Annotated in this window: 22 protein-coding genes; 12 read left to right on the top strand and 10 right to left on the bottom strand. The window is 62.7% G+C overall.

What is annotated here, in order from left to right; all coding sequences use genetic code 11:
* Positions 1 to 48: 48 nt before the first annotated feature.
* From L0U82_RS20805 to L0U82_RS20790, 4 genes are all read right to left on the bottom strand, one after another.
* Positions 49 to 963 (bottom strand): EAL domain-containing protein, encoded by a 915-nt coding sequence (locus L0U82_RS20805; protein WP_233834071.1) that lies wholly within the window; start codon positions 961 to 963, stop codon positions 49 to 51.
* 184 nt (positions 964 to 1147) lie between these two features.
* Entirely contained in the window at positions 1148 to 2197 is a 1050-nt protein-coding gene (locus tag L0U82_RS20800; protein ID WP_233834070.1) for an ABC transporter substrate-binding protein, read from the bottom strand.
* 49 nt (positions 2198 to 2246) lie between these two features.
* Complete coding sequence (locus tag L0U82_RS20795; protein WP_233834061.1) at positions 2247 to 3635, bottom strand: sensor histidine kinase; 1389 nt, start codon at positions 3633 to 3635, stop codon at positions 2247 to 2249.
* Positions 3636 to 3637: 2 nt separating this feature from the next.
* Entirely contained in the window at positions 3638 to 4315 is a 678-nt protein-coding gene (locus tag L0U82_RS20790) for a response regulator (RefSeq protein ID WP_233834059.1), read from the bottom strand.
* A gap of 258 nt (positions 4316 to 4573) precedes the next feature.
* Between L0U82_RS20790 and L0U82_RS20785 the strand changes: the two genes are divergently transcribed.
* From L0U82_RS20785 to L0U82_RS20750, 8 genes are all read left to right on the top strand, one after another.
* Positions 4574 to 5593, top strand: coding sequence for an ABC transporter substrate-binding protein (locus L0U82_RS20785; RefSeq protein ID WP_233834058.1), 1020 nt, complete (start codon positions 4574 to 4576; stop codon positions 5591 to 5593).
* A gap of 47 nt (positions 5594 to 5640) precedes the next feature.
* Positions 5641 to 6435: an ABC transporter ATP-binding protein gene (locus tag L0U82_RS20780; RefSeq protein ID WP_233834057.1), complete on the top strand. Its 795-nt coding sequence runs from the start codon at positions 5641 to 5643 to the stop codon at positions 6433 to 6435.
* A gap of 16 nt (positions 6436 to 6451) precedes the next feature.
* Positions 6452 to 7315: an ABC transporter permease gene (locus L0U82_RS20775; RefSeq protein WP_233834055.1), complete on the top strand. Its 864-nt coding sequence runs from the start codon at positions 6452 to 6454 to the stop codon at positions 7313 to 7315.
* 355 nt (positions 7316 to 7670) lie between these two features.
* Positions 7671 to 9140, top strand: a complete 1470-nt coding sequence (locus L0U82_RS20770; protein WP_233834054.1) for a tetratricopeptide repeat protein — start codon at positions 7671 to 7673, stop codon at positions 9138 to 9140.
* Between the two features lie 65 nt (positions 9141 to 9205).
* Complete coding sequence (locus L0U82_RS20765; RefSeq protein WP_233834053.1) at positions 9206 to 9688, top strand: glycoside hydrolase family 108 protein; 483 nt, start codon at positions 9206 to 9208, stop codon at positions 9686 to 9688.
* A complete protein-coding gene (locus L0U82_RS20760; protein ID WP_233837433.1) occupies positions 9688 to 10380 on the top strand; it encodes a hypothetical protein in 693 nt (230 codons plus the stop codon). Before L0U82_RS20765 ends, L0U82_RS20760 begins: the two co-directional genes overlap by 1 nt.
* A 209-nt stretch (positions 10381 to 10589) precedes the next feature.
* Positions 10590 to 12092, top strand: coding sequence for an alkaline phosphatase family protein (locus L0U82_RS20755; RefSeq protein ID WP_233834052.1), 1503 nt, complete (start codon positions 10590 to 10592; stop codon positions 12090 to 12092).
* A gap of 274 nt (positions 12093 to 12366) precedes the next feature.
* Complete coding sequence (locus L0U82_RS20750) at positions 12367 to 12684, top strand: DUF4148 domain-containing protein (RefSeq protein WP_233834050.1); 318 nt, start codon at positions 12367 to 12369, stop codon at positions 12682 to 12684.
* A 331-nt stretch (positions 12685 to 13015) separates the two neighbouring features.
* On the opposite strand, the gene L0U82_RS20745 is transcribed toward L0U82_RS20750, so the two are convergent.
* Together L0U82_RS20745 and L0U82_RS20740 are read right to left on the bottom strand one after the other, a co-directional pair.
* On the bottom strand, positions 13016 to 13264 hold the full coding sequence (locus L0U82_RS20745) for a hypothetical protein (RefSeq protein ID WP_233834049.1): 249 nt from the start codon (positions 13262 to 13264) through the stop codon (positions 13016 to 13018).
* Between the two features lie 190 nt (positions 13265 to 13454).
* Positions 13455 to 14501: a squalene/phytoene synthase family protein gene (locus tag L0U82_RS20740; protein ID WP_233834047.1), complete on the bottom strand. Its 1047-nt coding sequence runs from the start codon at positions 14499 to 14501 to the stop codon at positions 13455 to 13457.
* Positions 14502 to 14816: 315 nt separating this feature from the next.
* Here L0U82_RS20740 and L0U82_RS20735 point away from each other — a divergent pair, with 315 nt between their 5' ends.
* From L0U82_RS20735 to tehA, 3 genes are all read left to right on the top strand, one after another.
* A complete protein-coding gene (locus L0U82_RS20735; protein WP_233834046.1) occupies positions 14817 to 16331 on the top strand; it encodes an ATPase domain-containing protein in 1515 nt (504 codons plus the stop codon).
* Positions 16332 to 16337: 6 nt separating this feature from the next.
* Complete coding sequence (locus L0U82_RS20730; RefSeq protein WP_233834045.1) at positions 16338 to 16688, top strand: response regulator; 351 nt, start codon at positions 16338 to 16340, stop codon at positions 16686 to 16688.
* A 213-nt stretch (positions 16689 to 16901) separates the two neighbouring features.
* Positions 16902 to 17927 carry a dicarboxylate transporter/tellurite-resistance protein TehA gene (gene tehA / locus L0U82_RS20725; protein WP_233834043.1) on the top strand — a complete coding sequence of 342 codons (1026 nt, stop codon included), beginning with the start codon at positions 16902 to 16904 and terminating at the stop codon, positions 17925 to 17927.
* 84 nt (positions 17928 to 18011) lie between these two features.
* Here the strand turns inward: tehA and L0U82_RS20720 are convergent, their stop codons facing one another.
* Both L0U82_RS20720 and bla read right to left on the bottom strand, forming a co-directional pair.
* Complete coding sequence (locus tag L0U82_RS20720; protein WP_233834042.1) at positions 18012 to 18503, bottom strand: DUF4126 domain-containing protein; 492 nt, start codon at positions 18501 to 18503, stop codon at positions 18012 to 18014.
* 224 nt (positions 18504 to 18727) lie between these two features.
* Complete coding sequence (gene bla, locus L0U82_RS20715) at positions 18728 to 19717, bottom strand: class A beta-lactamase (RefSeq protein WP_233834041.1); 990 nt, start codon at positions 19715 to 19717, stop codon at positions 18728 to 18730.
* A gap of 99 nt (positions 19718 to 19816) precedes the next feature.
* Here bla and L0U82_RS20710 point away from each other — a divergent pair, with 99 nt between their 5' ends.
* Positions 19817 to 20692 carry a LysR family transcriptional regulator gene (locus L0U82_RS20710; protein ID WP_267929665.1) on the top strand — a complete coding sequence of 292 codons (876 nt, stop codon included), beginning with the start codon at positions 19817 to 19819 and terminating at the stop codon, positions 20690 to 20692.
* Positions 20693 to 20716: 24 nt separating this feature from the next.
* Here the strand turns inward: L0U82_RS20710 and L0U82_RS20705 are convergent, their stop codons facing one another.
* Both L0U82_RS20705 and L0U82_RS20700 read right to left on the bottom strand, forming a co-directional pair.
* Entirely contained in the window at positions 20717 to 20971 is a 255-nt protein-coding gene (locus tag L0U82_RS20705; protein WP_233834039.1) for a hypothetical protein, read from the bottom strand.
* A gap of 54 nt (positions 20972 to 21025) precedes the next feature.
* Positions 21026 to 21553, bottom strand: coding sequence for a lecithin retinol acyltransferase family protein (locus L0U82_RS20700; RefSeq protein WP_233834038.1), 528 nt, complete (start codon positions 21551 to 21553; stop codon positions 21026 to 21028).
* Positions 21554 to 21973: the final 420 nt, after the last annotated feature.

The following is a 21973-nucleotide window of genomic DNA, read 5'->3' as shown; positions in this document are numbered from 1 at the left end:
CAATAAGCATTCAGGAAAAGGCCAACACCACAACCAACAAAAAAGCTTTCACCCCACCACATCCCTCAACCCCCGCCACGCCCGCGAAAAAACCGCCCCTTGCGCCAACACCTCCGGCCACGCCCCCAACCACTGCAATTGCGCTTCCGTATCAACCCCATTCACAACCGTCCGCACACCAAGCGCACATAACAGATCCAGCACGGCAGCCATCACCACCCTGGCACGCCCATCCCGCGGCACCGCAGCCATCAACTCGCGCGCAATAGTAATCGTGTCGACATCAAGCGCCCCGAGCAACGCCAACGACGAAGCACCATTCCCCCAATTCCCCAACGCCACCCCAACACCCACATCGCGAAGCCCCGCCGTCATCGTTCGCAACGACAGCAGCGTCGCCGCTTCCGCGCTATCCGCCACTTCGATTTCAAACAGATGCGACGGGACGTCATAAGTATCGGCGGTCCGCGCGAGATCGTCGGCAAACGAATCGAGCAATGCAATCTGCGCCGACACCGTGAGCGCGATCGGCGCCAACGACTGCTTCGCGGCCAGACATTCACTCAACTCGCGGCATACGCTGTTCGCGACGAACGCCGCAATTTCCCGCGCCACTTGCGGATGCTCGAGCGGCATCATGAAGACACCCGGCAACAAGAGTCCGTATTCGGAATGTGTCCAGCGAAGCTGCGCTTCGAGCCGCGTCAATGTGCCGTCCGCGACACGATGCGCGCCGCGGAACACGAGATGAAACTCGCCCGCACGCAAGCCTTCGCAGACACGTGTCTCCAGTTCGCCGAGTCCGGCGGATGTGTCGTCGACACCGTCCGCATCGTTCTGGGCGAACGCGGCGAGACGTGCGGGCAGCGTGTGGGCAAGCGCGATATGTTTCGCGTAGTCGAGTGTGTGCATGGCGAATCGGTACGGGTTTAACCGCCTCGACGCATGCAGATACCGTGCCAAACAAGGAAAAGCTCTAAATGAATCGCCGCAGATTAATTGCAGCCTTTCTGGACAGTGCTTTGCGCGCGATCAGTCGATGTCAAACCAAACGTATGCGCGGCGAGAAGGCCGCCGCGATCGCCCTCGTTACGTAGCGTTCGTTCGTAACGTTACGCCGCGCAACGGGCGATTCGAACGGCGCTTCTCACGGCTCGACCGCATCGACGAACCGATTGGTATACGTGCGCGACAGATCGATATGCCGCCCCTTCACCGCTGGATTGAAACCGGCCAGCACTTTGAGCACGGTCGGCGGACCATCGGCCGGCATCTTGCCGTCCACCGTGTACATCGGCAGCGATGCCTGCAATGCGCTGATATAAAGCGCCCTGTCGCCGCCGATATCTTCTTGCGGCATCCGCGCGGCGATTTCCGCGGCGCTGTGCGTATGCAGGTAGCGCAGTGCCCTGACGAACGCCCGCGCGAGTTTTTCCGCCTCACGCGGATGATCATCGAGCCACGTGGTTTGCACGTACAGGCTCGCCCCGGGATAAGTACCGCCTAGCGCGGCGCGCGTACCTTCGACATTGCGCATGTCCACCAGTACTTTCGCGTCGCCGGCTTTTAGCAGCTGAGTCACGGTCGGCTCGGTCGTCATGCCGGCCTGAATGCGTCCGCGCCGCATCGCGTCGATAAAACTGGTGTCCGCGCCGACCGGCAACAGCGTGAATTGCGTGCGATGCACGCCGGCGCGCTGCGCGAGGTACTGCGTGAGAAAGCTCGTCGACGATCCGAGCCCGGTCACGCCGAGTGTTTTGCCGCGCACATCGGCCATGCTTCTGATCGAATCGGCCGATTGCGCGGCGACCATCTGCACTTCTCCCGGCACCGAGCTGAATACGACGATCGTTTTGACCTCGGTGCCGCGCACCTGCAGATCGATCGTGTGATCGTAGAAACCGACCACGCCCTGCACCGCGCCCGCGAGCATTTCGTTTTCGCCATCGATACCGGTGGGCTGCGACAGCAATTCGACATCGAGCCCTTCGGCCTGGAAATAGCCGAGCCGTTCGGCAATACGTGCGGGCAGATAAATGAGCTTGTTGATGCCGCCCACCATGATTGCGAGCTTCTCCGGTTCGGCTGCTTGGGCCGGTATCGAGAATGTTGCAAGCGTTGCGAATGCGCAGAACAAGAGCGATGCCACGAATGTCGCGCGCGTCATGCGCAGGAAACGCACTCGGGGAAACTGCATTGTGAAGAGTCTCCTTCGAGGGTCCATGTCCCGGTTATCTGTCGAAGAACTACGCATCCGTGGCGCCCGCCGCGCGCGGAAAGCTCACCGCAATATGCAGGCCCCTGCCGCCATCGCCCGTCTTCAGCGTGATCTCACCGCGATGCGCATCGGCGATCTCGCGCACGATCGCAAGCCCCAGACCCGTGCCATCCGTATCCGTCGATGCGCGGAAGAACGGTTCGAACACACGGCCGCGCGACTCGGCTGGAATGCCCGGCCCGTTGTCGATCACACTCACAGTGACCGTCGCGGCATCGGCTTTGACGGCGACCGTCACATGGCCGCCGCTGCCGGTATAGCGAATCGCGTTATCCGCGAGATTCGCGATCAGCGCCTGCAGCAACCCTCGATGCCCGACCACCGTTGCGGCGTGAGCCAGTTCGGCGCCGAGATCGATGTCGCGCGCCTGCGCCAGCACCGCGAGATCTTCGACAACTTCCATCGCGAGCGGCACCAGATCGACGGTTTCCGTCGCGAGCTGCGCGTTATCGGCGGCTTCGGCCTGCGCGAGCAATAGCAGCTTGTTCGTGAGGCCAACCATCGAGCGATTGCTTCGATGCATCGCGACCAGTGCTTCGTCGAGTGCGGGGGTCAGGCCTTCCTGTTGCCGCGCGAACTGCAATTGCGTGCCGAGTACCGTCAGTGGCGTGCGCAACTGATGCGCGGCGTCGGCGATAAAGCGGCGCTGCGCGGCCACCTGCACGCCGAGCCGCGCGATGCACTGGTTGATTGCCTCGACGATGGGCCGCAATTCCGAATGCAAACGTTCGACGCGAATCGGCTCCAGCTGCATCGGATCACGGTCGGCGACCTCGTCCTTCACCTTGATCAGCGGCCGCAATTCGAACGTGAGGCCGATGCAAACGAGCGCGACGGCCAGCGCGATCATCACGATCTGCCGCACGAGTTGCGGCTGCCATAGCTGCTGCGTCATCGCATCGCGCGAGCGGGTGGTCTTGCCGACCGTGACCCGCACATGGCGCGTCACCCCGTTGTCGTACATGAGCCGCACGATATCGACCGCGCGCACCTGGCGGCCGTGCAACTCCGTGTAGTAGTGATCGGGCACATCGGGCGCCTGCACCGGACGCGCCGGAAAATCCGGTGTGCCTGCCAGCAACCGCCCATCGTCGACGCGCACGCTGTAGAACACCTGATCGCGATACGGCGACGCGAAAATCTCGAGCGCCGCGGGCGGCACGTCGACGCGCAGAAAACCGTCCACCCATTCGACTTCGCCCGCGATCATGCGTGCCGACGCAACCAGTTGATTGTCCTGCACCAGATTCGCGGTGCGGCGCGCGTTGTCGTATTCGGTCTCGCCGGTCACCAGCACATAAAGCGCGAGCGGCACGAGCAGCCACCACAGCAGGCGTATGCGCAGGCTATTGGACATCGTTACTGGTCTTCTTCTTTTTTGCGCAGCAGATAGCCGAGCCCGCGCAGCGTGACGATCGCCGCCGAGCTGCCGTCGAGCTTCTTGCGCAGGCGCGAAATGTAGATCTCGACCGCGTCCTCGCTCGGCTCATCGGCGAGCGTGAAGATCGCGTCGACGAGCGCGGGCTTCGTCACCGTCTTGCCGAGCCGCAGAATCAGCGCTTCGAGCACCGAGCGCTCGCGCGGCGTTACGTTCAGCGGCGCGCCCTTCAGCGTGAACTGACGCGTATCGATGTCGAACGACAGATCGCCGCATACAACCTCGCCCGCCTTCGATGGCGACTGCCGCCGGATCGCGACCTTGATGCGCGCGATCAGCTCGCGCACTTCGAACGGCTTCACCAGGTAGTCGTCCGCGCCGGCGCCGAGCAGTTCCACTTTCTCGTCGATCGAGCCGCTCGCGGTCAGGATCAGCACCGGCGTCGCGTCGCCGCGCTGACGCAGCCGGCGCAGCACGTTCTTGCCGGAGAGCTTCGGCAGATTCAGGTCGAGCAGGATCACGTCGTAGTGATTGGTGCGCAGCAGGCGGTCGGCTTCTTCGCCGTCCTGCACGGCGTCGAGCGCGAATGCTTCCTGCTCCAGCATCTTGGCGAGCCAGTGCGCAAGCGTGGGATTGTCTTCGATGAGCAGCAGCTTCATGGCGGCAACGGCGAAAGTCAGGCCGTCGATTGTGCCTTAAAACAAGGGGTTTGCGCGCTTGCCGTGTGCCGGCTACGTGATTTGCCCCATACGTCGCGCGCTCCGTGAAGTTTTCGTCGTTCTTTCGGGTTAACACCCATGTTTTGCCCAAAGCCCAGAAAGCTGGCAGAAGGTTTCGCATTTTTATAATCGCTGCCATTCACCCCAAAAAGCGCCGCACACGATTGCCGCGGCGACCAAACCTAAGGAGACTGCTCGATGCGTACCTTGCGCCAGATTGCCGCTGTATCAGGTGTTGCGTTCGCCCTCGCCGCTGCTTCGGCGGCCGCTCATGCCGAGAAGATCACGATCATGATCGGCGGCGCCACCAAGATCATCTACCTGCCGGCCAAGCTCACCGAGCAGCTCGGTTACTTCAAGGACGAAGGCCTCGACGTCGAACTGCTGTCGCAACCGGCCGGCGTCGACGCGGAAAACGAACTGCTCGCGGGCGCGGTGCAAGGCGTGGTCGGCTTCTACGATCACACGATCGATCTGCAGAGCAAGGGCAAGGAAATCCAGGCGCTCGTGATCTTCGGTCAGGTGCCGGGCGAAGTGGAAATGGCGTCGACCAAGGCGGCCGATACGCTGAAGAGCATGGCCGACGCGAAAGGCAAGACGCTCGGCGTGACCGGCCTCGGTTCGTCGACGAGCTTTCTCACGCAATACCTCGCGCAACGCGCGGGTGTGCCGCCCACGCAGTACACGATGCTGCCGGTCGGCGCGGACAACAGCTTTATCGCGGCAATCAAGCAGAACCGTATCGACGCCGGCATGACCACCGAGCCGACCGTATCGCAGTTGCTGAAGACCGGCGACGCGAAGGTGCTGGTCGACATGCGCACGCTCGACGGCACGCGCGCCGCGCTCGGCGGCACGTATCCCGCTTCGAGCTTCTACGTGCAGCGCGCGTGGGCCGAATCGCACAAGGACGACGCCGCGAAGCTGTCGCACGCGTTCGCGAAGACGCTGAACTTCATCGCCACGCATAGCGCGGAAGACATCGCCGCGAAGATGCCGAAGGATTACTACGGCAACAACAAGGACCTGTACGTGGCCGCGCTGAAGGCATCGCAACCGATGTTCACGAAGGACGGCAAGATGCCCGCCGACGGTCCGGAAACGGTGCTGAAGGTGCTGTCGGCATTCAATCCGTCGGTGAAGGGCAAGCATATCGATCTGGCCAAGACCTACACCAACGACTACGTATCGGCGCCGGTCAAGACCGCGGCGCAGTAACACCGTTCGACATCCCGAGAATCCACAGTACAGCGAGGCAACCGCCGATGAATCAATCTACGTCACGCGATACGCCAGCGATCGAAATGCGCAACGTGTCGTGCCGTTTCATTTCCCCGGACGGCAAGGCAACCGTTGCGTTGCGCGACTTCAGCATGGCTGTTGCGCGCGGCGAATTCGTCGCGGTGGTCGGCCCGACCGGCTGCGGCAAGTCCACCACGCTCAGCATGATCACCGGCCTGCTGAAGCCGACCACCGGTGAGGTGCGCGTGATGGGCGTGCCGGTGGACGGCATCGATCCGCGTATCGGCTTCGTGTTCCAGGCCGACGCGGTGTTTCCGTGGCGCTCGGTGCTCGATAACGTGGCGGCCGGCCCGCTGTATCGCGGCCGTTCGAAATCGGCCGCTTACGACGAAGCAAACGAATGGCTGCGTCGCGTGGGTCTCGAGAAGTTCGGCAAGCACTATCCGCATCAACTGTCCGGCGGTATGCGCAAACGCGTCGCGCTTGCGCAAACCTTCATCAACAAGCCGGAAATCCTGTTGATGGACGAACCGTTCTCGGCGCTCGACATGCAGACGCGCACGCTGATGCAGGACGAGCTGCTGCAATTGTGGGGTGGCGCCGGTTCGGTCGTGTTCGTCACGCACGATCTGGAAGAAGCCATCGCGCTCGCCGACCGCGTGTTCGTGCTGACCGCGCGCCCGGCAACGCTGAAGAAAGTGTACGAAATCGATCTGCCGCGTCCGCGCATCACGTCGGAGATCCGCTACGACCCGCGCTTTATCGAAATCTCGCGCGACATCTGGCACGACCTGCGCGAAGAAGTGCAAATCGGTTAATCAAGGAACGGCAACCATGTCTACACCCTCTCAACAGATGATGCCGTCGGGCATCGATGCCGCGTCGCTCGCTCACGTCGAGCGCGTCGCGCAAAAGAAGATCCGTCAGCGTCAGGCGCTGGTGATTTCGCTGCGCGTGCTGGTGCTCGTCGTCGTGCTCGGCGGCTGGGAACTGTCCGCGCGGCTGAAGTGGATCGACCCGTTCTTCTTCTCGATGCCAACCGAGATCTTCAATCAGATCGTCGACTGGTTCGTGAACGGCACGTCGCAAGGCCCGTTGCTCACGCAGGTATGGGTCACGCTGGAAGAAACCGGGCTCGGCTTCATCATCGGCGCGATCGGCGGCATCGTCTGCGGTATCGTGCTGGGCCGTAACAAGCTGCTGTCGGACGTGTTCAGCCTGTACATCAAGATCGCCAACTCGATTCCGCGCGTCGTGCTCGGTTCGGTGTTCGTGATTTCGCTGGGGCTCGGGATGGCGTCGAAAGTCGCGCTCGCGGTCGTGATGGTGTTCTTCGTCGTGTTCGCCAATGCATTCCAGGGCGTGCGCGAAGCCGACCGCTACATGATCGCGAATGCGCAGATTCTCGGTGCGTCGCGCCGCCAGGTGACGACGTCGGTGGTAATTCCGTCGGCACTCAGCTGGATTCTCGCGAGCTTGCACGTGAGCTTCGGCTTTGCGCTGGTCGGCGCGGTGGTCGGCGAATTCCTCGGCTCGAAGCAGGGTATCGGCTTGCTGATTTCGACCGCGCAGGGCGCGTTCAATGCAAGCGGCGTGTTCGCGGCGATGATCGTGCTCGCCGTCGTGGCGCTCGCGGCGGACTATCTGTTGACTGCAGTCGAAAACCGGCTGCTGAAGTGGCGGCCGAGTTCGGTTTGAGCCACGCAGTGAGCAAAGCAGCAGCGTAGTAACCGCGCCATTCAGATACGGCGCGCAAATCGCCTGAAGTACCCGTAACGACAGATGCCGTTCAGTCACAGACTGAACGGCATTTTCATTTTCCGTCGCGTGAAAGCGTTTATTTAACCCGCTTCTTCGCGCGATGTCTCCCGCAGCCAGACTATCGCTGTCGATACGTTGGCCGGCACGCGACACTTTCGCGCTCTCCCGCTCGCCTCCCAAAGCCTGAACCACGCTGGCGCCTTGCATTCGCCCCGATGGCACGTTCGATGCGTTATCCCGCGCAAGTCGGACGGTTGCCAACATCGATCGAAAGATCGCAACGAGGTGAGTCATGTCGAGTGCGCAGAGTCAACGTCGGCCAATGAATGGGAGCACGGGTCCATTCGCTCGCGGCAATGCCGAGAATCGCCGCGAGCGTCGTCATTCGGGCGGCTTCGTGCTATTCGGGCTGCGCACCGCCGGGCTGATCGGCAGAGGTCCGAAGCGGTTGTGGCCGTACGTATTGCCATGGGTATTTGCCGTACTGACGATCGGATTCTTGTGCCTCGTCGTGCACGGCGTGCTGACGCGGCAATTGCTGGTGCCGCCGGTCGAAGCACCGCAAAAGCTGACCGAGCGCGGCTATACGTCCAACTTCCTCGCCGAGCGGATCATGTCGTCGATGAAGGAGATCGGTCAGGACGCTGAATCGATCCCGCACGACACGATGACGGATAACGACGCACAACCGGATATCCAGATTCCGGGGCAGGAAATGTCGTACGCGACGACGGTGCGATTCATCAAGGGCGTTATCAAGCGCAACGACGTGGTCGTGCGTGTCGGCATCACGAGCATGGATGCCAATACGGATTCCTACATCGCGCATGTGCAGATAGAAGGCGGCCCGTTCAATGCCCGCGAAAGCGTGGTGTCGTTCGAAGGGCGGGACGTCGAGAAGTTCGTGCGCGAAATTGCCATCAGGGCGATGCGGCTTGCCGAGCCGAACATTCTCGCCAGCCATCTGTTCTCGCAGGTGCAGAAGACCAAATGCTCGCTCGCGCATTGCGACTACCGCGACATCGTCGCGATCTATGACGAAGTACTCGCGCTGCCCGCATCCGAACAGGGCGAGTGGGCGCTCGCCGGCAAAGCCTGGCTGCTCGCCAGTCAGGGGCTCTCGAAAGAAGCGGAACAGCAGACTCGCGAAGCGCTGACCACGTACAGACATTCGGCGGTACTGCGCGCAAGTCTCGGCATCGCACTCGAACAACAGCATCGCGTCGACGACGCGCTCGAAGCACTGCGCGCCGGCGCCAGCGAGAAATCGCGCACCGCGGAGAACCTGCGTCTGCTCGGCGACGTGTTGTTGCACGCGCATCGTTACACGGAAGCACTCGACGCCTTCAAGCGGGCCGCGTCGATGAAGCCCGATTCCGTCGACACATTGCATGACTGGGGCGAAGCACTCGTCGCCGCCGGCCGCTACGACGAAGCGATCGACAAGCTCTCGCGCGCCGTCGCACTGCGTCCCGATCTGGCTCCGTCATACGCGGAATGGGGCCGCGCGCTCGACCGTCAGGGCGACCTGCGCGGCGCCTCGCGCAAATACGCACAGGCATTGCAACTCGATGCCGGCACGCTGTCCAGCCGCGAAAGCGAACTGGCTCACTTCGCCAACGCGGCGCAGGACGCGGGCGATTCCATACCCAAGGCCGGCGCTCACGCCAGGCCCGTTCCGAATCCACCGGCGGCATCTCCGCTTCAGGCAGCGCTTGAAACGGCGCGCGGTACCGGAGGAAGTGCAATGCGTCCGGTGTAAGCCGAATGCATCCGATGTTCGAGTCGTAGATTCACCCGGCAACACACCGAAGAGGAGACAGTTCGATGGACAGTTTCGAAGACGCATTCAAAGCCCTGATCGGAAATGAAGGCGGTTACAGCTTCAATCCAGCCGATCCCGGTGGCGAAACGATGTGGGGCGTGACGGCGCGCGTCGCGCGTGCCGAGGGCTATACCGGCGCGATGAAGGATCTGCCGCTCGATACCGCCCACCAGATCGCCAAACGCAGGTACTGGGATCCGCTGCATCTGGACGAACTCGACCCGCGTGTCGCGTTCCAGATTTTCGATGCGAACTACAACGGCGGCCTCGTCGTGCTGTGGATGCAGAAAGCGTCCGGTGCGAAGGAAGACGGCAAGTTCGGACCGGACACGCTCGACGCGGTCAAAAGCGTCGACGCGATGAAGTTCGTGATGCGCTTTGCCGCGTATCGCTTGCGGTATCTGAGAAACCTGCATACATGGCCGCATTTCAGCCGCGGCTGGACCGAACGCATGGCAGCCAATCTTCTTCTGGGAGCAGCATGATGGACTGGTCTAAAGTAGCGACGAACATCGGCAACGCCGCCCCGCTTCTCGGCGGGCTCGTAGGTGGACCGGTCGGGCTCGGCGTCACGGCCGCCGCGGCGATCATTTCACACGCGCTCGGCACGCCGAGCGATCCCGGCATCGTGGAGACCGCGCTGAACGAACCCGGCGCGATCGACAAGATCAGGCAGGCCGAAAGCGCGAACTCGCTGCAATTGCAGCAGTTGATGGTGACCGCCGCGCAGGCGAGCCTCGCGCATGAAACCGACATGGCCCGCATCGCCGCCGACGATCGCGCCGGCGCGCGCGCAATGGGTGTCGCCAATCGCGACTGGGTGCCGAAAGTACTCGCGATGGCGGTCACCACTGGGTTCTTCGGCATCCTGCTGCTGATGGCGTTCCAGCCTTTGCCGGGCAGCAACAAGGATCTGGTCAACGTGGTCGTCGGCGCGTTGGGTACCGCGTGGATCAGCATCATCGGCTACTACTTCGGCACGTCGGTCGGCTCGATGCGCAAGACCGAATTGCTCGCGAAGCCGAGTGTGCCGATCACGCCGGATAGCGCGGTCACGCTGCGCGAACCCGCTTCGCAACCGGGCTCGCGCGCACCGGCCACGGCGGCCGCGCCGCATGCCGACGTGTTCCAGCCGTTCTCGCCAGGCGGACAAGGGCCGATCTTCTCGGGCAGTTGAGCGCTGTTTCGTTAAGCAAACCGTGCGCGCGGCGGGTATCGCAACCCGCCGCGCGCATGTTTGTCGCTTATGTCCCATCTCGCTGCATCACCAGCGAAACGCTTTCCCATCCCAACGATTTGCGTTAAGTTGGCAGCGCCGTGCCCGGCGGCAACGTGCCGCGCGATCACCCGCACGCGATCCATCCCGTCCCGAATGGAGCGATAAACATGAGCGACATCGAGCAGAATGCGCAGAACGATCCGATCGAACACGTCGTTCTGCTGCTGATGGAGAATCACTCGTTCGACCAGATGCTCGGCTGTCTTGACGCCGTGCATCGGGATCTGGACGGCGTACGCAATGCGGCCGGTCAATCGAACGCCGATGGCAAAGGCCACACGTTCTCCCCTCGCGCGACGCGCGAGCGGCAAATGAAGCACGATCCGAATCACGAACACGACGCGGTCATGAAGCAGATCGCCGGCGGCAACAGCGGCTTCGTCAGCTCGTTCGTGCACGACTATCCGAACAGCAGCCTTGCCGCGCGCCAAGACATCATGGGCTATTACCCACTCGGCTTTCTGCCCGCGCTGCACACGTTGGGCTCGCAATTCACCGTCTGCGACCACTGGTTTTCGTCATTACCTGGACCGACCTGGCCGAACCGCTACTTCGCGCTGACGGGCACATCGAAAGGCCAGACCGGCATGCCTTCCGGACTCGATGCACTGAGTCCGCACTGGTACACCGAGCAGGACCAGGACACGCTTTTCGATCGCCTGAATGCCGCGCGCAAAACATGGAAGGTCTATTTCTACGACTTCCCCGCTTCATTGCTCTTGAAGAACCAGCGGCGCGCGGAGAATCTCGCGAACTATCACCTTTTCGACACGTTCTTTCACGACGCGGCCGGTCCCGCCGACGCATTCCCGCAATTCGTGCTGATCGAGCCGAAGTATTTCGGCGATGCGCAAAACGACGATCATCCGCAGCACAACATCATGAAGGCGGAAAAGCTGATCGCCGATACCTACAACGCGTTGCGCTCGAATCAGGCGCTGTGGGAGCGCACGTTGCTCGTGGTGCTGTACGACGAACATGGCGGCTTCTACGATCACGTGCCGCCGCCGGCCGATGCGGTAGCGCCCGACGAACACGTCACCAGCTTCGATTTCAAACAGCTCGGCGTACGAGTGCCGGCGATTCTGGTGTCGCCATGGTGCAAGCCCGGCGTGTGCAATACGCAATTCGATCACTGCAGTCTGCTGAAGTATCTGTGCGACAAGTGGCATCTCGAACCGCTTGGCAAGCGCACGCAGGCAGCGGCAAGCATCGGCGTGGCGATTCACGGTGCCGACGTTGCGCGCACCGATACGCCTGCGTTTATCCGCGTAACCAATCAGTCGCTGATCCCCACGCACGTCGAACTGGAGCGCAAATCGTCGAACGGCAACCAGCATGGCTTGCATCATTTCGCGGATTTTCTGCACGCGGAACTGGATCGGCTCGCCGCGGGAGCAGTCGAATCCGCGGCGGGCCTCGCGCGAACCGGCAATGCGTGGGTGCGCTTCAAGAGCGCATTGGGCTCGCTGATGACGAGCTTCGGGCAATGGCTCAGCAAAGACTTCTATGACGCGAGGGACCAGCGCGATGCGCGCACGAGCGGCGCATTCACGCGTTTATCGCAATCGGCAGGCGCGAACACCGGCGTGCCGCGCAACGATGCGTGAGCAACGACGTCGCAGACTAGTTCCATATCAACGGATTAGCACGCGGCACCGAGGCCCGACGTTGCGCTGGCGGCGCGCCGCCGCCGGCAGTGATGCACCGCAGCGATGGTTACGCGTTAACCCTTAAAGTTCCGCGAGTCTATCTCAAAATCAGCAACAAATAATCCTCAGAACCGCCATTACTCTCTCCAGTTCTCAAAACTACAATGCAATCACTGACTACGAACAAGCACGTTCGCAGCAACACAGAACCCTGAAACTGGAGGTAAGTATCATGAAATCGCTCATTCAAGCCGTTGTAATCGCCGCCGCTATCGCCGCTCCGGTCGCTTCGTTTGCACAATCGAACCAGCCCGTGACCCGCGCCCAAGTGCGCGCCGAACTGGTTCAACTGGAAAAGGCCGGCTATCAACCGGGGCAATCCGACGTGTACTACCCGGAGAACATCCAGGCCGCGCAAGCTCGTGTCGACGCGCAAAGCGGTGTCGCGCAAGCGGCAACCAGCGGCTTCGGCGGTGTGGCAAACGGTACGTCGCAATCGAGCCACGCAGCGCCGACGACCAACATGAAGTCGATCTACTTCGGTCAGTAAGCAGTAGCAGGTAGAAAGTAGAAAGCGGTTCGTCAGGCAGTCATCGCACGTCGACGTCAGGCTGCATCGCGCCGACACGAACCGCTGGCGCACGTTGAACGCGCCGTACCGCTTAGTGCGCCGTTGGGGCGCGCACCCCGATTCAAATGAACTGGCCCGCGACCGGGTATCTCCGGGCGCGGGCCAGTTCATGTTTTGTTACCTCCGTCATCGGTTTGCCGATGACTTCGCCCGGACCTTCGCGGTCTGGGCGCTTTTTCGCGGCGCATTCTTCACGGCACTTTGCGCGCCGCGCCGAATCTTGCGTGATTGATTTGATGTCAGTCGCGTGTCATTCGCGAGCGATCAGATCGCCGACCTGACCGCGCCCGGTCACGAGACAGCTCGACAGAAAGCTCTCGCTCTGCGCGCCCGCTCCGGCCTCTCCAAAGCCCTTCTTCAACGCGTCCGATTTGACGAGCGACGCGCCCTGGTGACACGTAATCGTCCCGACCTCGCCGGCCTGAGCGCGCATCAGCGCCCGATCGGCCATCAGATAGCCAAGCAAAAGCACCACGGCAATATAGAACGCCTGTCGCATCGGTTGTCTCCTCTTTTGGAAGAGACTAACGCGAAGCGCGGACCGATGGGCTTAGGGGTTTCCCGATTGTTGACCGTTCAACGATCCAGATCAAACTGGCTGCTGTACGGCTCGATCGGTCGGGTATCGAGGACGTAGGGTCCTGGCTGAAACGCCTGGTATGCGGGGCGGGGCGACACGTTGACGCCGCTCACAGCCGCGCTTCAACCTGCCGGATCCGCTTGTCGATCGCATTGCGCACCAGCGCATTCGACGGCACCAGCAGCAGCGACGACGCGATGATCCGATACACGGTATTGCGCGTCACCTTCGACACCTTCGCCGGATCGAGCCATGCGTCGTTATCCGCGAGCAATAGCAGGGTTTCGAGGCCAATCAGAATCGGCCACAGGCACGCAAGGCGCAAGCGCACCGCGCTCGCCGGAATCGCCAGCGTGTAATCGAGCGCCGCGCGGAAATGATCGAGCGTGTGGCGCAGAAGCTCGACGAGTAACGGCCGCGCGCGCATCGAATTGGCCGGTTGCAGCAGCTCATGCGCATCCAGCCCATGGCGATCGAGCATGCTTTGCGGCAAATAACAGCGGCCGATCCGCAGATCCTTGCCGCAATCGCGCAACACGTTGGTCATCTGCAAGGCCTTGCCGAAGCGCACGCCACGCTGCGTCATCGTGTCAGGCAGCTCTTTCAGCGTGCCCGGCAGATGCGCGTAGGTCATCGTGGTCCAGAACTCGCCGACGCAGCCGGCGACCAGATAGGTATAGCGATCGAGTTCGCTGTATTCGCGCAGCGCCGCGAGCTGGCCAGAACGCTCGTCGGGGAACGTGCGCAGATCGAATTCCATGCCCTCGGTCAGCGTCGTCACGATCTGACGCACCGCGTGGCGGTCGGATTCGCTGAGTTGCGCAAGCACGTCGAGCGCCGGACCCAGCGATTCGAGCAGCACCTTTTCATCCGACTGCGACTGCTGCCCCGCGACTTCGGCGGCGATACGCTGGAACAGCGCGCTGTCGTGCGCGACGCCATTGACCTGGTTGCGCAGCGCGAGCAGCAAGGCAAGGCGCTGGTCCGGTGGAATCAGCGAAGTATCGGCAATCGTGTCGGCCGCGCGCGCGAGCAGATACGCAAGGCCGATCGGGTCGCGCATGCCGACGGGCAACACGCGCAGCGTCAGATAAAAGGAGCGTGAGACGCCTTTCAGGAGCGGGCCGAGAAGAAAGGCCCGGGTCGGATTCGGCATGGGTTGGATCGAATTGGCAAATAAGCGGAGAAAAATACCGCGACAGTCAGGCGCTGCCGGATTGTATACGGCACGGCGCGGCACGGCGCCGATGCCGCGCGCGCGTCTCGCGCGCGTCTATCTAGCTCGGCTGGAACACGCCAGAGCCCGCGGTTCGCCAAATAGCGCGTTGCCAGATAGAATCCCCGCGATCCAGCCGTCACGCATCGCCATGCACGACAGGCCGGGAACAGGGATTGCTACCACGAAGGGGTTCAGCACCGGCCGTTTCATCGCCATAGCGCCGGTTATCGCACTTCGAACGACATATCGACAATGACCAAGCACGCATCCAGTACGCCCTCTCCGTTGCCTCCGTCTCACGCGCCCCAGCCTCGCATCGCGCGACGAAACGTGGAAACAGGCGTACCCGGCTTCGACGAGATTCTCGGCGGCGGCCTGGTGAGCGGCGGCGTCTATCTGCTCGAAGGAATGGCCGGCGCCGGCAAAACGATCCTGTCGAGTCAGATCGGCTTTCATCGTGTCAGACAGGGCGAGAAAGTGCTGTACATGACGTTGATCGCCGAATCGCACGACAAGCTGCTCGGCCATCTGAAAGGCCTGAGCTTCTTCGACGAAACCGCGGTCGCGCAGCAGATGCTGTTCGTGTCCGGCTATCACGAACTGATGCAGGACGGCCTCGACGGCTTTCTGAAGCTGATCGCGTCGAGCATCTACGATTACCGGCCGAGTCTGATGATCATCGACGGGTTTCGCAGCGCACGCGAATTCAGCGAAACCGAGCTGTCGCTATCGAAGTTCATCCACGAACTGAACGCGCTGGTCGCTGCGATGGACTGCACCACGCTGCTGCTCGCGCCGCTCTCCGGCAACGAACCGCATCCGGAGCACACGCTCGTCGACGGGCTGATCGAGTTGAACCGCTATAACGACGGCATGCGCCGCGCGCGCGAAATCGAAGTGCACAAGATGCGCGCGCGCGATCATCTGATGGGCAGGCATTTCTTCCGTATCGCCGAAAGCGGACTGCTGATGTTCCCGCGCCTCGAAGCGCAGTGCGCGCAACCGCCCGGTCCCGTGGACCTGAAAGCGCGTCTCGGCTTCGGCCTGCCGCATCTCGACAGGCTGCTCGGCGGCGGCTTCGCGCAGGGCTCGACCACGACGTTGATCGGACCATCGGGTGTCGGTAAAACGCTGCTATGTCTGCAATTTCTCGCGGCCGGTCTCGCGCAAGGCGAACGCTGCGTGTATCTGGGCTTTTACGAAGGACCGCAGCGGCTGATCGGCAAAGCCGAAGCCGTATCGATTCCGCTCGCCGATGCCTGGCACGACGGCCGTCTGACGATTCACTGGCAACCCGCGATCGAACTTGCCGTCGATGAAGTCGCGGCGCGCGTGCTCGCCGCGGTCAAACAGACCGGCGCGACACGCATCGCAATCGACGGGGTCGAAGGTTTCCGCGACTCCGCGCTACGCCCCGAACGCTTCGGGCTATTCCTCAACGCGTTGATGCATCAGCTTCGCGAAGCGGCCGTCACCACGCTCGTCACCGAGGAATTGCCTCTGTACGCCGATCCGGGTCACGCGAGAAGCGTGCGCGTATCCGCGTTGACCGAGAACCTCGTATTGCTGCGCTACGCGGAAACGGACGCCGGACTGCGGCGCATGATCTCGGTCGTCAAGCAGCGCGAAAGCGCGCACGACACCTCGCTGCGCGAACTCGGCATTTCATCGCAAGGCATCGACGTGATCGACGGGCCGGCGAGCGCCACCAGCGCGCAATCGGCGCCCGGCCTGTCGGCCACGCTGCAATCGCGGCGCAAAACCTAGCCGCTCATGAAAACCATTCTGGTCGCGGACGACGAATTCGACATCCTCACCGTGTGGCGGCTGCTGCTTGAACGGCAGGGCTATACGGTGCTGACCGCGTCGAACGGGGCCGCCGCGCTCGCGTTGATCCGCACGAACCGGCCCGACATCATCGTGTCCGACTGCATGATGCCGGTGATGTCGGGCACGCAGTTGTGCGCGGCGCTGTACGCGGATCCGGAACTGCGCGACATCCCGATCATTCTGTGCAGCGCGGCATCGGATATTCCGGTGCAACCGAATCCGCACATCGCGTATGCGCGCAAGCCGCTGTCCTTCGATCATCTGCTGACGATGCTGAAGCAGATGGGCGGCTAACGGGCGGCACTTTCGCGCGACTTCCACGTCACGCCCGCGTCATATTGGCGTGCGCCAAACACTTGTCTCACCACGAAAAACAGCTTGAGACGCGCGCGCCATTTGTCGAGCGTTTGCAGCATTCAGCGATTGGCCGCCGCCTTTTACAGTGACACCCATCGATCGCGCACAGCAACACACACCGTAGCGCGTCGCAACTTCAGGAGATGGGTGATGAACGGCAATCGTGGTGCGGTACCTGTTGCTTTCTTCGGAATCGCGGTGGGCGGCCTGGCGCTCGCCAATCTGTGGCGCGTGGCAATCCGCGTGTGGCATCTGCCCGAGCTCGCGGGAACGCTGTTGACGGTCGGCGCGCTGGCCGTGTGGGTCGTGATCATGCTCGCCTATGGCCACAAGTGGCTCACGCATGCCGCCGATGCCCGCGCGGAAATGGCACATCCGGTGCAATCGTCGTTCGCGGCACTCGGACCGGTATCGACACTGCTCGCCGCCGTGCTGCTGCAACCCTACTCACATACGCTCGCGCTGACGCTGTTCGGCGTGGCCACCGTCGCTCAACTCGCACTCGGCGCGTGGCTGCACGGCAAGCTGTGGCAAGGCGGCCGCAAGCCCGAACTGACCACGCCGGCGATCTATCTGCCGACCGTCGCACCGGGCTTCGTCGCGGCCACCGCATCAGCCGCATTTGGTTTCCATGAACTCGGTGAACTGTTCTTCGGCGCCGCTATGTTGTCCTGGCTCGCGCTCGAATCGAAGATCCTGCATCGTGCCGCCGTGCACGACCCGCTGCCCGAAGCACTGCGCCCGACGCTCGGCATTCAGCTCGCACCGCCGGTGGTGGGTGGCGTGTCGTACCTGAGCCTGACCACCGGCACGCCTGACCTGTTTGCGTATGCGCTGCTCGGCTACGGTCTGTATCAAGCGATGCTGTTGCTGCGTTTGCTGCCGTGGATCCGCCAACAGGCCTTCGTGCCCGGCTACTGGGCCTTCAGCTTCGGCGTGGCTGCGCTGCCGACGATGGTCCTGCGCATTCTCGAACATGGCGCAACGGGTCCGCTCGCATGGGCCGCACCGGTTCTGTTCATCGCGGCGAATGCAATCATCGCGATTCTTGTCGTGAAGACGTTGGGCCTGCTCGTGCAAGGCAAGCTGATCCCGCCGGCCGCGACGACTCCGGTTTCGACCAGCGCCGCAGTTGCAACAGTGGCGGCGGGTTCGCGAATCGCACGGGCTAGCTGAAACCGCGAGACCACTCGCTCAGCCGACTCGAAACAAGAACATGCGGCGGGACGCGCAACGCGTCCCGCCGCATTCACGTTATCGTCAGAAGCCGTGCAGCGACACGACGATCAGCGCGACACCGACGATCGCGACCACGTCCTCGATCAACGCCGCCGGCGCATCCCGGCCGAACATGCTCGCCAGCGACGCACGCGCCTTCGCGCCGCCGAGCGTGCCGATAATCGCACCGACCGCGCCGACGACCGCCCCCAGCACGGCGACAATCGCGCCGCCCGCCAGACCGCCATGCGCGCCGCTGATTGCCGCGCCGCTCAACGCGCCCAGCACGATGCGCGCGCCGAATTGCAACGGCACCTTGCGGCTGGGGGTTTCGGGTAGTTGATCGGTGATCAGTTCGATGAATGCCAGCACCGTGAAAATGTACGGCGTGGCCGCAAAGCCGAAAAACGCGAGCGGTGTGCCCTGCAGCGGCAACCATCCGAGACGCGCGGCCCAACTGACCGCGGCGGGAGCAGTCATCGCGCGAAGGCCGGCGACGATGCCGATGAGCAAGGCCAGAACATACACGGACATAGTGAACTCCGATCGAGGGCAATGATGCACGTGAATCAAGCCGACGGCTTACCGGGACGAACGTCGGCAGAATATGTCGAGCATTCCATCTGGACAGTCAACTTCTCACCACCTCCATCGAGGCAATCCGCATTGGCCGTTCACTACTGCACGTCTGTTGCGCGTGGCCGCTGCTGCCCGCCTACCGCCGCGCCGAGTTCGCGGTTGCCCCCTTCGATGCGGCCCTAGTGTCGCACAATTCGCCCTGAGACCGACTCGACCACCAGCGCCCCGATGCTCGCGATTACCGCGTTATCGCGCGCCACGTCACCGGCTGTGCCGGTCAGATACGCGGCCACCAGAATAGGCCCGCGTGCCGGCGGCCACAGAATCGCGATGTTGTTGGTCGTGCCATGCTCGCCGGCACCGGTCTTGTCGCCGACGCCCCAGTCCTTCGGCAGCTTCGCGCGAATCCGCGTCGCGCTGGTCCGATTCGCGGCGAGCCACGCGAGTAGCTGCATCCGCGAAGCCGTCGACAAGCGCTCGCCAAGCGTCAGTTCGCGCAGATTGCCGAGCATCGCGTTGGGCGTGGTGGTATCGCGCGGATCGCCGGGCGTCGCCTCGTTCAGTGCCGGCTCGATACGATCGAGCCGCGTGACGGGGTCGCCGAGGCTGCGCGCAAACGCGTTCAGCGCGGCCGGACCGCCGAAACTCGCGAGCAGCAGATTGCCGGCGGTGTTGTCGCTGAGCGTGAGCGCCGCCTTGCACAACTGCGCGACGGTCATGCCCGCGTCGCCGGTCAGCTCGCGCGTATTCCGGCTGGTCTCGGGGGAGTTCTCCACCACGTCGCGCTGCGAAAACACGATGCGCCGCTGCAAATCCTCTTCGCGGCGATCGACGCGTGCGAGCACGAGACCCGCTGCGAGCACCTTGAACGTGCTGCACATCGGGAAGCGCTCGTCCGCACGCAGCCCCACATGCAAACTCGACGTCGTATCGACGATCGCGACACCCAGCCGGCCCCCGCTTTGCGCTTCGATCCACGTCAGACTTTCGCGGATCGTATCGGCTCGGGCCAGCACATCGCCCGACGCCGCGTCCGCTTTCAACGCACCCGCCTGGGTCGCGGCCTTCACCGTGCCGGCCGTTTTAGCCCATGCGTCCGTACCGTGAGCTGCAATCCCCGCTATCGAAACACCCAGCATCGCGCTCGTGAATCTTCTTCTTGTAATCATCGTTGCTCCTTGTCAGAAGGCGCTACTATCGATTTTTCGCGCGCTGCTGACAAACGATGATAAGTTTGCCGACTCACAAGAAAATCTAATGCCTACATCATGAGACCGTATCTTCCGTTGAACGCGCTGCGTGCGTTCGAATCGTCCGCCCGGCATCTGAGTTTCACGCGCGCGGCGCTCGAATTGAACGTCACCCAGGCGGCCGTCAGCCAGCAGGTCCGCTCGCTCGAAGAACGGCTCGGCACCACGCTATTCAAGCGCTTGCCGCGCGGTCTCGCGATGACCGATGAAGGGCTCGCGCTGCGCCCGGTGCTGTCCGACGCATTCGATCGCATCGAAGCGGTGCTCAAGCAATTCGATGGCGGCCACTTCCACGAAGTACTGACGGTCGGCGTAGTCGGCACGTTCGCGGTCGGCTGGTTGATGCCGCGCCTCAAATCGTTTCGCGACGCGCATCCGTTTGTCGAATTGCGGCTGCGTACGAATAACAACCTCGTCGATCTGGCAACCGAAGGTCTCGATTTCGCGATCCGTTTCGGCGACGGCACATGGCCCGGCTCGCTCGCCACAAGACTGCTCGACGCGCCGCTCGCGTTGCTATGCACACCGGAAATCGCCGCGCGTCTGGCGCGGCCCGACGATCTGGCGAACGAAACGCTGCTGCGCTCCTATCGCGTGGATGACTGGATGAACTGGTTTGCCGCGGCGGGTATCGCACCGCGGCCGGTGCGCGGCCCGGTGTTCGATTCATCGCGGCTGATGGTGGAAGCGGCGGTACAGGGTGCGGGAATCGCGCTCGCGCCCGCGTTGATGTTCGAGCGTGAGATCAATACCGGTCGGCTGGTGCGCCCGTTCGACGTGGAGGTTCACGCGGGCAGTTACTGGTTGACCTGCCTGAAGGGCAAGCCGATGACACCGGCGATGGTGCTGTTCAGTCAGTGGATCGTGAAGGAAGCGGCCACGCCGCGAAACTAGTTCAACACTGCCAGTTCAATACGACTAGCTCAACAAGGCAGCGGTGCGGCAATCGCCGTTCATCGCGGGCCGCTCGGCTTGCGGCGGGAATACGTTCCACGACCCGTCGCCGTGACGAAAGAAGAAGATCGACAGCAAGCCTTCGGGCCGCAGCGCCTGCACGCAGACATAACGCTGCGACGTACGATGGCAGAACTGCACGACGCGCGCGGGCATCGAAGGGGTCGGTGCGAGCCATTTGTCGACGGCCCGGTGCAAGCTTTTTTCGGCGGCAACCATGATGCTCTCCTCGAATCGTTGCGCGAGTCACGCGCGATATTCACAGCGATACGTTCACGCGAATTGCGCGAATTCAACGGCACGCTCCACGCATCCTTCATCGTTGCGCACGCCGCTTTCGACGAACGCCTTCACGAGGCACATCAGCGCGCGCATACCAGTACGCGGATGACGCAGGCAGCAATGCACCTGCTCGCTGCGGCTTTCGCCGAGCAGACACCACGCGCAGAAGTGTTCGCAGTTGTTGGTCAACAGGCGGTAGCGGTTTTCGCCGAGGCGCGAACGGGCGCGGCTCACGGCTTCGGCGCCGGCATAACGCGCGCTCGGCGTTGCGCGGACCGACAGCGGATGACCGGCGGCAAAGCGCGCGATCTCGACTTCCTCGACCGGCCCACGATGCGCTGAAGTAGCAAAGCCCGAGTAATGGACCACGCGGCCGTTGCCGACGTAGATGCCGTGATGCTCGTAGCCGTTGCGCTGGGTGACCAGATGCGAGCCGATTGGCAGATCGATCGTCGACGACGCGGCAACGCGGGCATCAAAGGATTCTTCGTGATTCGTATCGGGCGTGGGGGTGTTCATGGCTGGCCTCGTTCGCAATTTCCAACACTGTTGCGACAGCTTTTGCATCATCCGGGCCATGCGCTGGAAAGCCTTTATTGACGGGGTTTGCGGCGTATTCGCCAGATTTCCTGGCGAGCAAATGTCAGCGGCAGGCCAACAGAATTCGAGTGAATCTGTTGGCGTGCGGCGCTCTTTTTGCGCGCCGTGCCAGACGCGCATTCGCGTGGAACGACGGAGAATCCGCGGGGAATTTGCGTGAATGAAAAACAGACGACAGCGCTCGCAGCCGCACACGAATGTGTTGGATCGCACCACTGTTTGGATGCGCGCCTGTTGGTTGCCGACCGACCGATCGCGCTAACCATAACGTACGGAAACGCGCGCAGTCGCCGCCAGTCAATGGACTACAGGCGATCTGCGCAAAGCGCCGCCGATTGG

The sequence above is a fragment of the Paraburkholderia sp. ZP32-5 genome, from assembly GCF_021390495.1.
Classification (GTDB): Bacteria; Pseudomonadota; Gammaproteobacteria; order Burkholderiales; family Burkholderiaceae; genus Paraburkholderia.
The sequence above is the reverse complement of the archived record's forward strand: the minus strand, read 5'-3'. Positions and strand labels throughout refer to the sequence as shown.

Coding starts and splice junctions, on each gene's coding strand:
- L0U82_RS20800 (WP_233834070.1), bottom strand. CDS start 2,197: ATGCAGTTTCCCCGAGTGCGTTTCCTGCGCATGACGCGCGCGACATTC.
- L0U82_RS20795 (WP_233834061.1), bottom strand. CDS start 3,635: ATGTCCAATAGCCTGCGCATACGCCTGCTGTGGTGGCTGCTCGTGCCG.
- L0U82_RS20790 (WP_233834059.1), bottom strand. CDS start 4,315: ATGAAGCTGCTGCTCATCGAAGACAATCCCACGCTTGCGCACTGGCTC.
- L0U82_RS20785 (WP_233834058.1), top strand. CDS start 4,574: ATGCGTACCTTGCGCCAGATTGCCGCTGTATCAGGTGTTGCGTTCGCC.
- L0U82_RS20780 (WP_233834057.1), top strand. CDS start 5,641: ATGAATCAATCTACGTCACGCGATACGCCAGCGATCGAAATGCGCAAC.
- L0U82_RS20775 (WP_233834055.1), top strand. CDS start 6,452: ATGTCTACACCCTCTCAACAGATGATGCCGTCGGGCATCGATGCCGCG.
- L0U82_RS20770 (WP_233834054.1), top strand. CDS start 7,671: ATGTCGAGTGCGCAGAGTCAACGTCGGCCAATGAATGGGAGCACGGGT.
- L0U82_RS20765 (WP_233834053.1), top strand. CDS start 9,206: ATGGACAGTTTCGAAGACGCATTCAAAGCCCTGATCGGAAATGAAGGC.
- L0U82_RS20760 (WP_233837433.1), top strand. CDS start 9,688: ATGGACTGGTCTAAAGTAGCGACGAACATCGGCAACGCCGCCCCGCTT.
- L0U82_RS20755 (WP_233834052.1), top strand. CDS start 10,590: ATGAGCGACATCGAGCAGAATGCGCAGAACGATCCGATCGAACACGTC.
- L0U82_RS20750 (WP_233834050.1), top strand. CDS start 12,367: ATGAAATCGCTCATTCAAGCCGTTGTAATCGCCGCCGCTATCGCCGCT.
- L0U82_RS20745 (WP_233834049.1), bottom strand. CDS start 13,264: ATGCGACAGGCGTTCTATATTGCCGTGGTGCTTTTGCTTGGCTATCTG.
- L0U82_RS20740 (WP_233834047.1), bottom strand. CDS start 14,501: ATGCCGAATCCGACCCGGGCCTTTCTTCTCGGCCCGCTCCTGAAAGGC.
- L0U82_RS20735 (WP_233834046.1), top strand. CDS start 14,817: ATGACCAAGCACGCATCCAGTACGCCCTCTCCGTTGCCTCCGTCTCAC.
- L0U82_RS20730 (WP_233834045.1), top strand. CDS start 16,338: ATGAAAACCATTCTGGTCGCGGACGACGAATTCGACATCCTCACCGTG.
- tehA (WP_233834043.1), top strand. CDS start 16,902: ATGAACGGCAATCGTGGTGCGGTACCTGTTGCTTTCTTCGGAATCGCG.
- L0U82_RS20720 (WP_233834042.1), bottom strand. CDS start 18,503: ATGTCCGTGTATGTTCTGGCCTTGCTCATCGGCATCGTCGCCGGCCTT.
- bla (WP_233834041.1), bottom strand. CDS start 19,717: ATGATTACAAGAAGAAGATTCACGAGCGCGATGCTGGGTGTTTCGATA.
- L0U82_RS20710 (WP_267929665.1), top strand. CDS start 19,817: ATGAGACCGTATCTTCCGTTGAACGCGCTGCGTGCGTTCGAATCGTCC.
- L0U82_RS20705 (WP_233834039.1), bottom strand. CDS start 20,971: ATGGTTGCCGCCGAAAAAAGCTTGCACCGGGCCGTCGACAAATGGCTC.
- L0U82_RS20700 (WP_233834038.1), bottom strand. CDS start 21,553: ATGAACACCCCCACGCCCGATACGAATCACGAAGAATCCTTTGATGCC.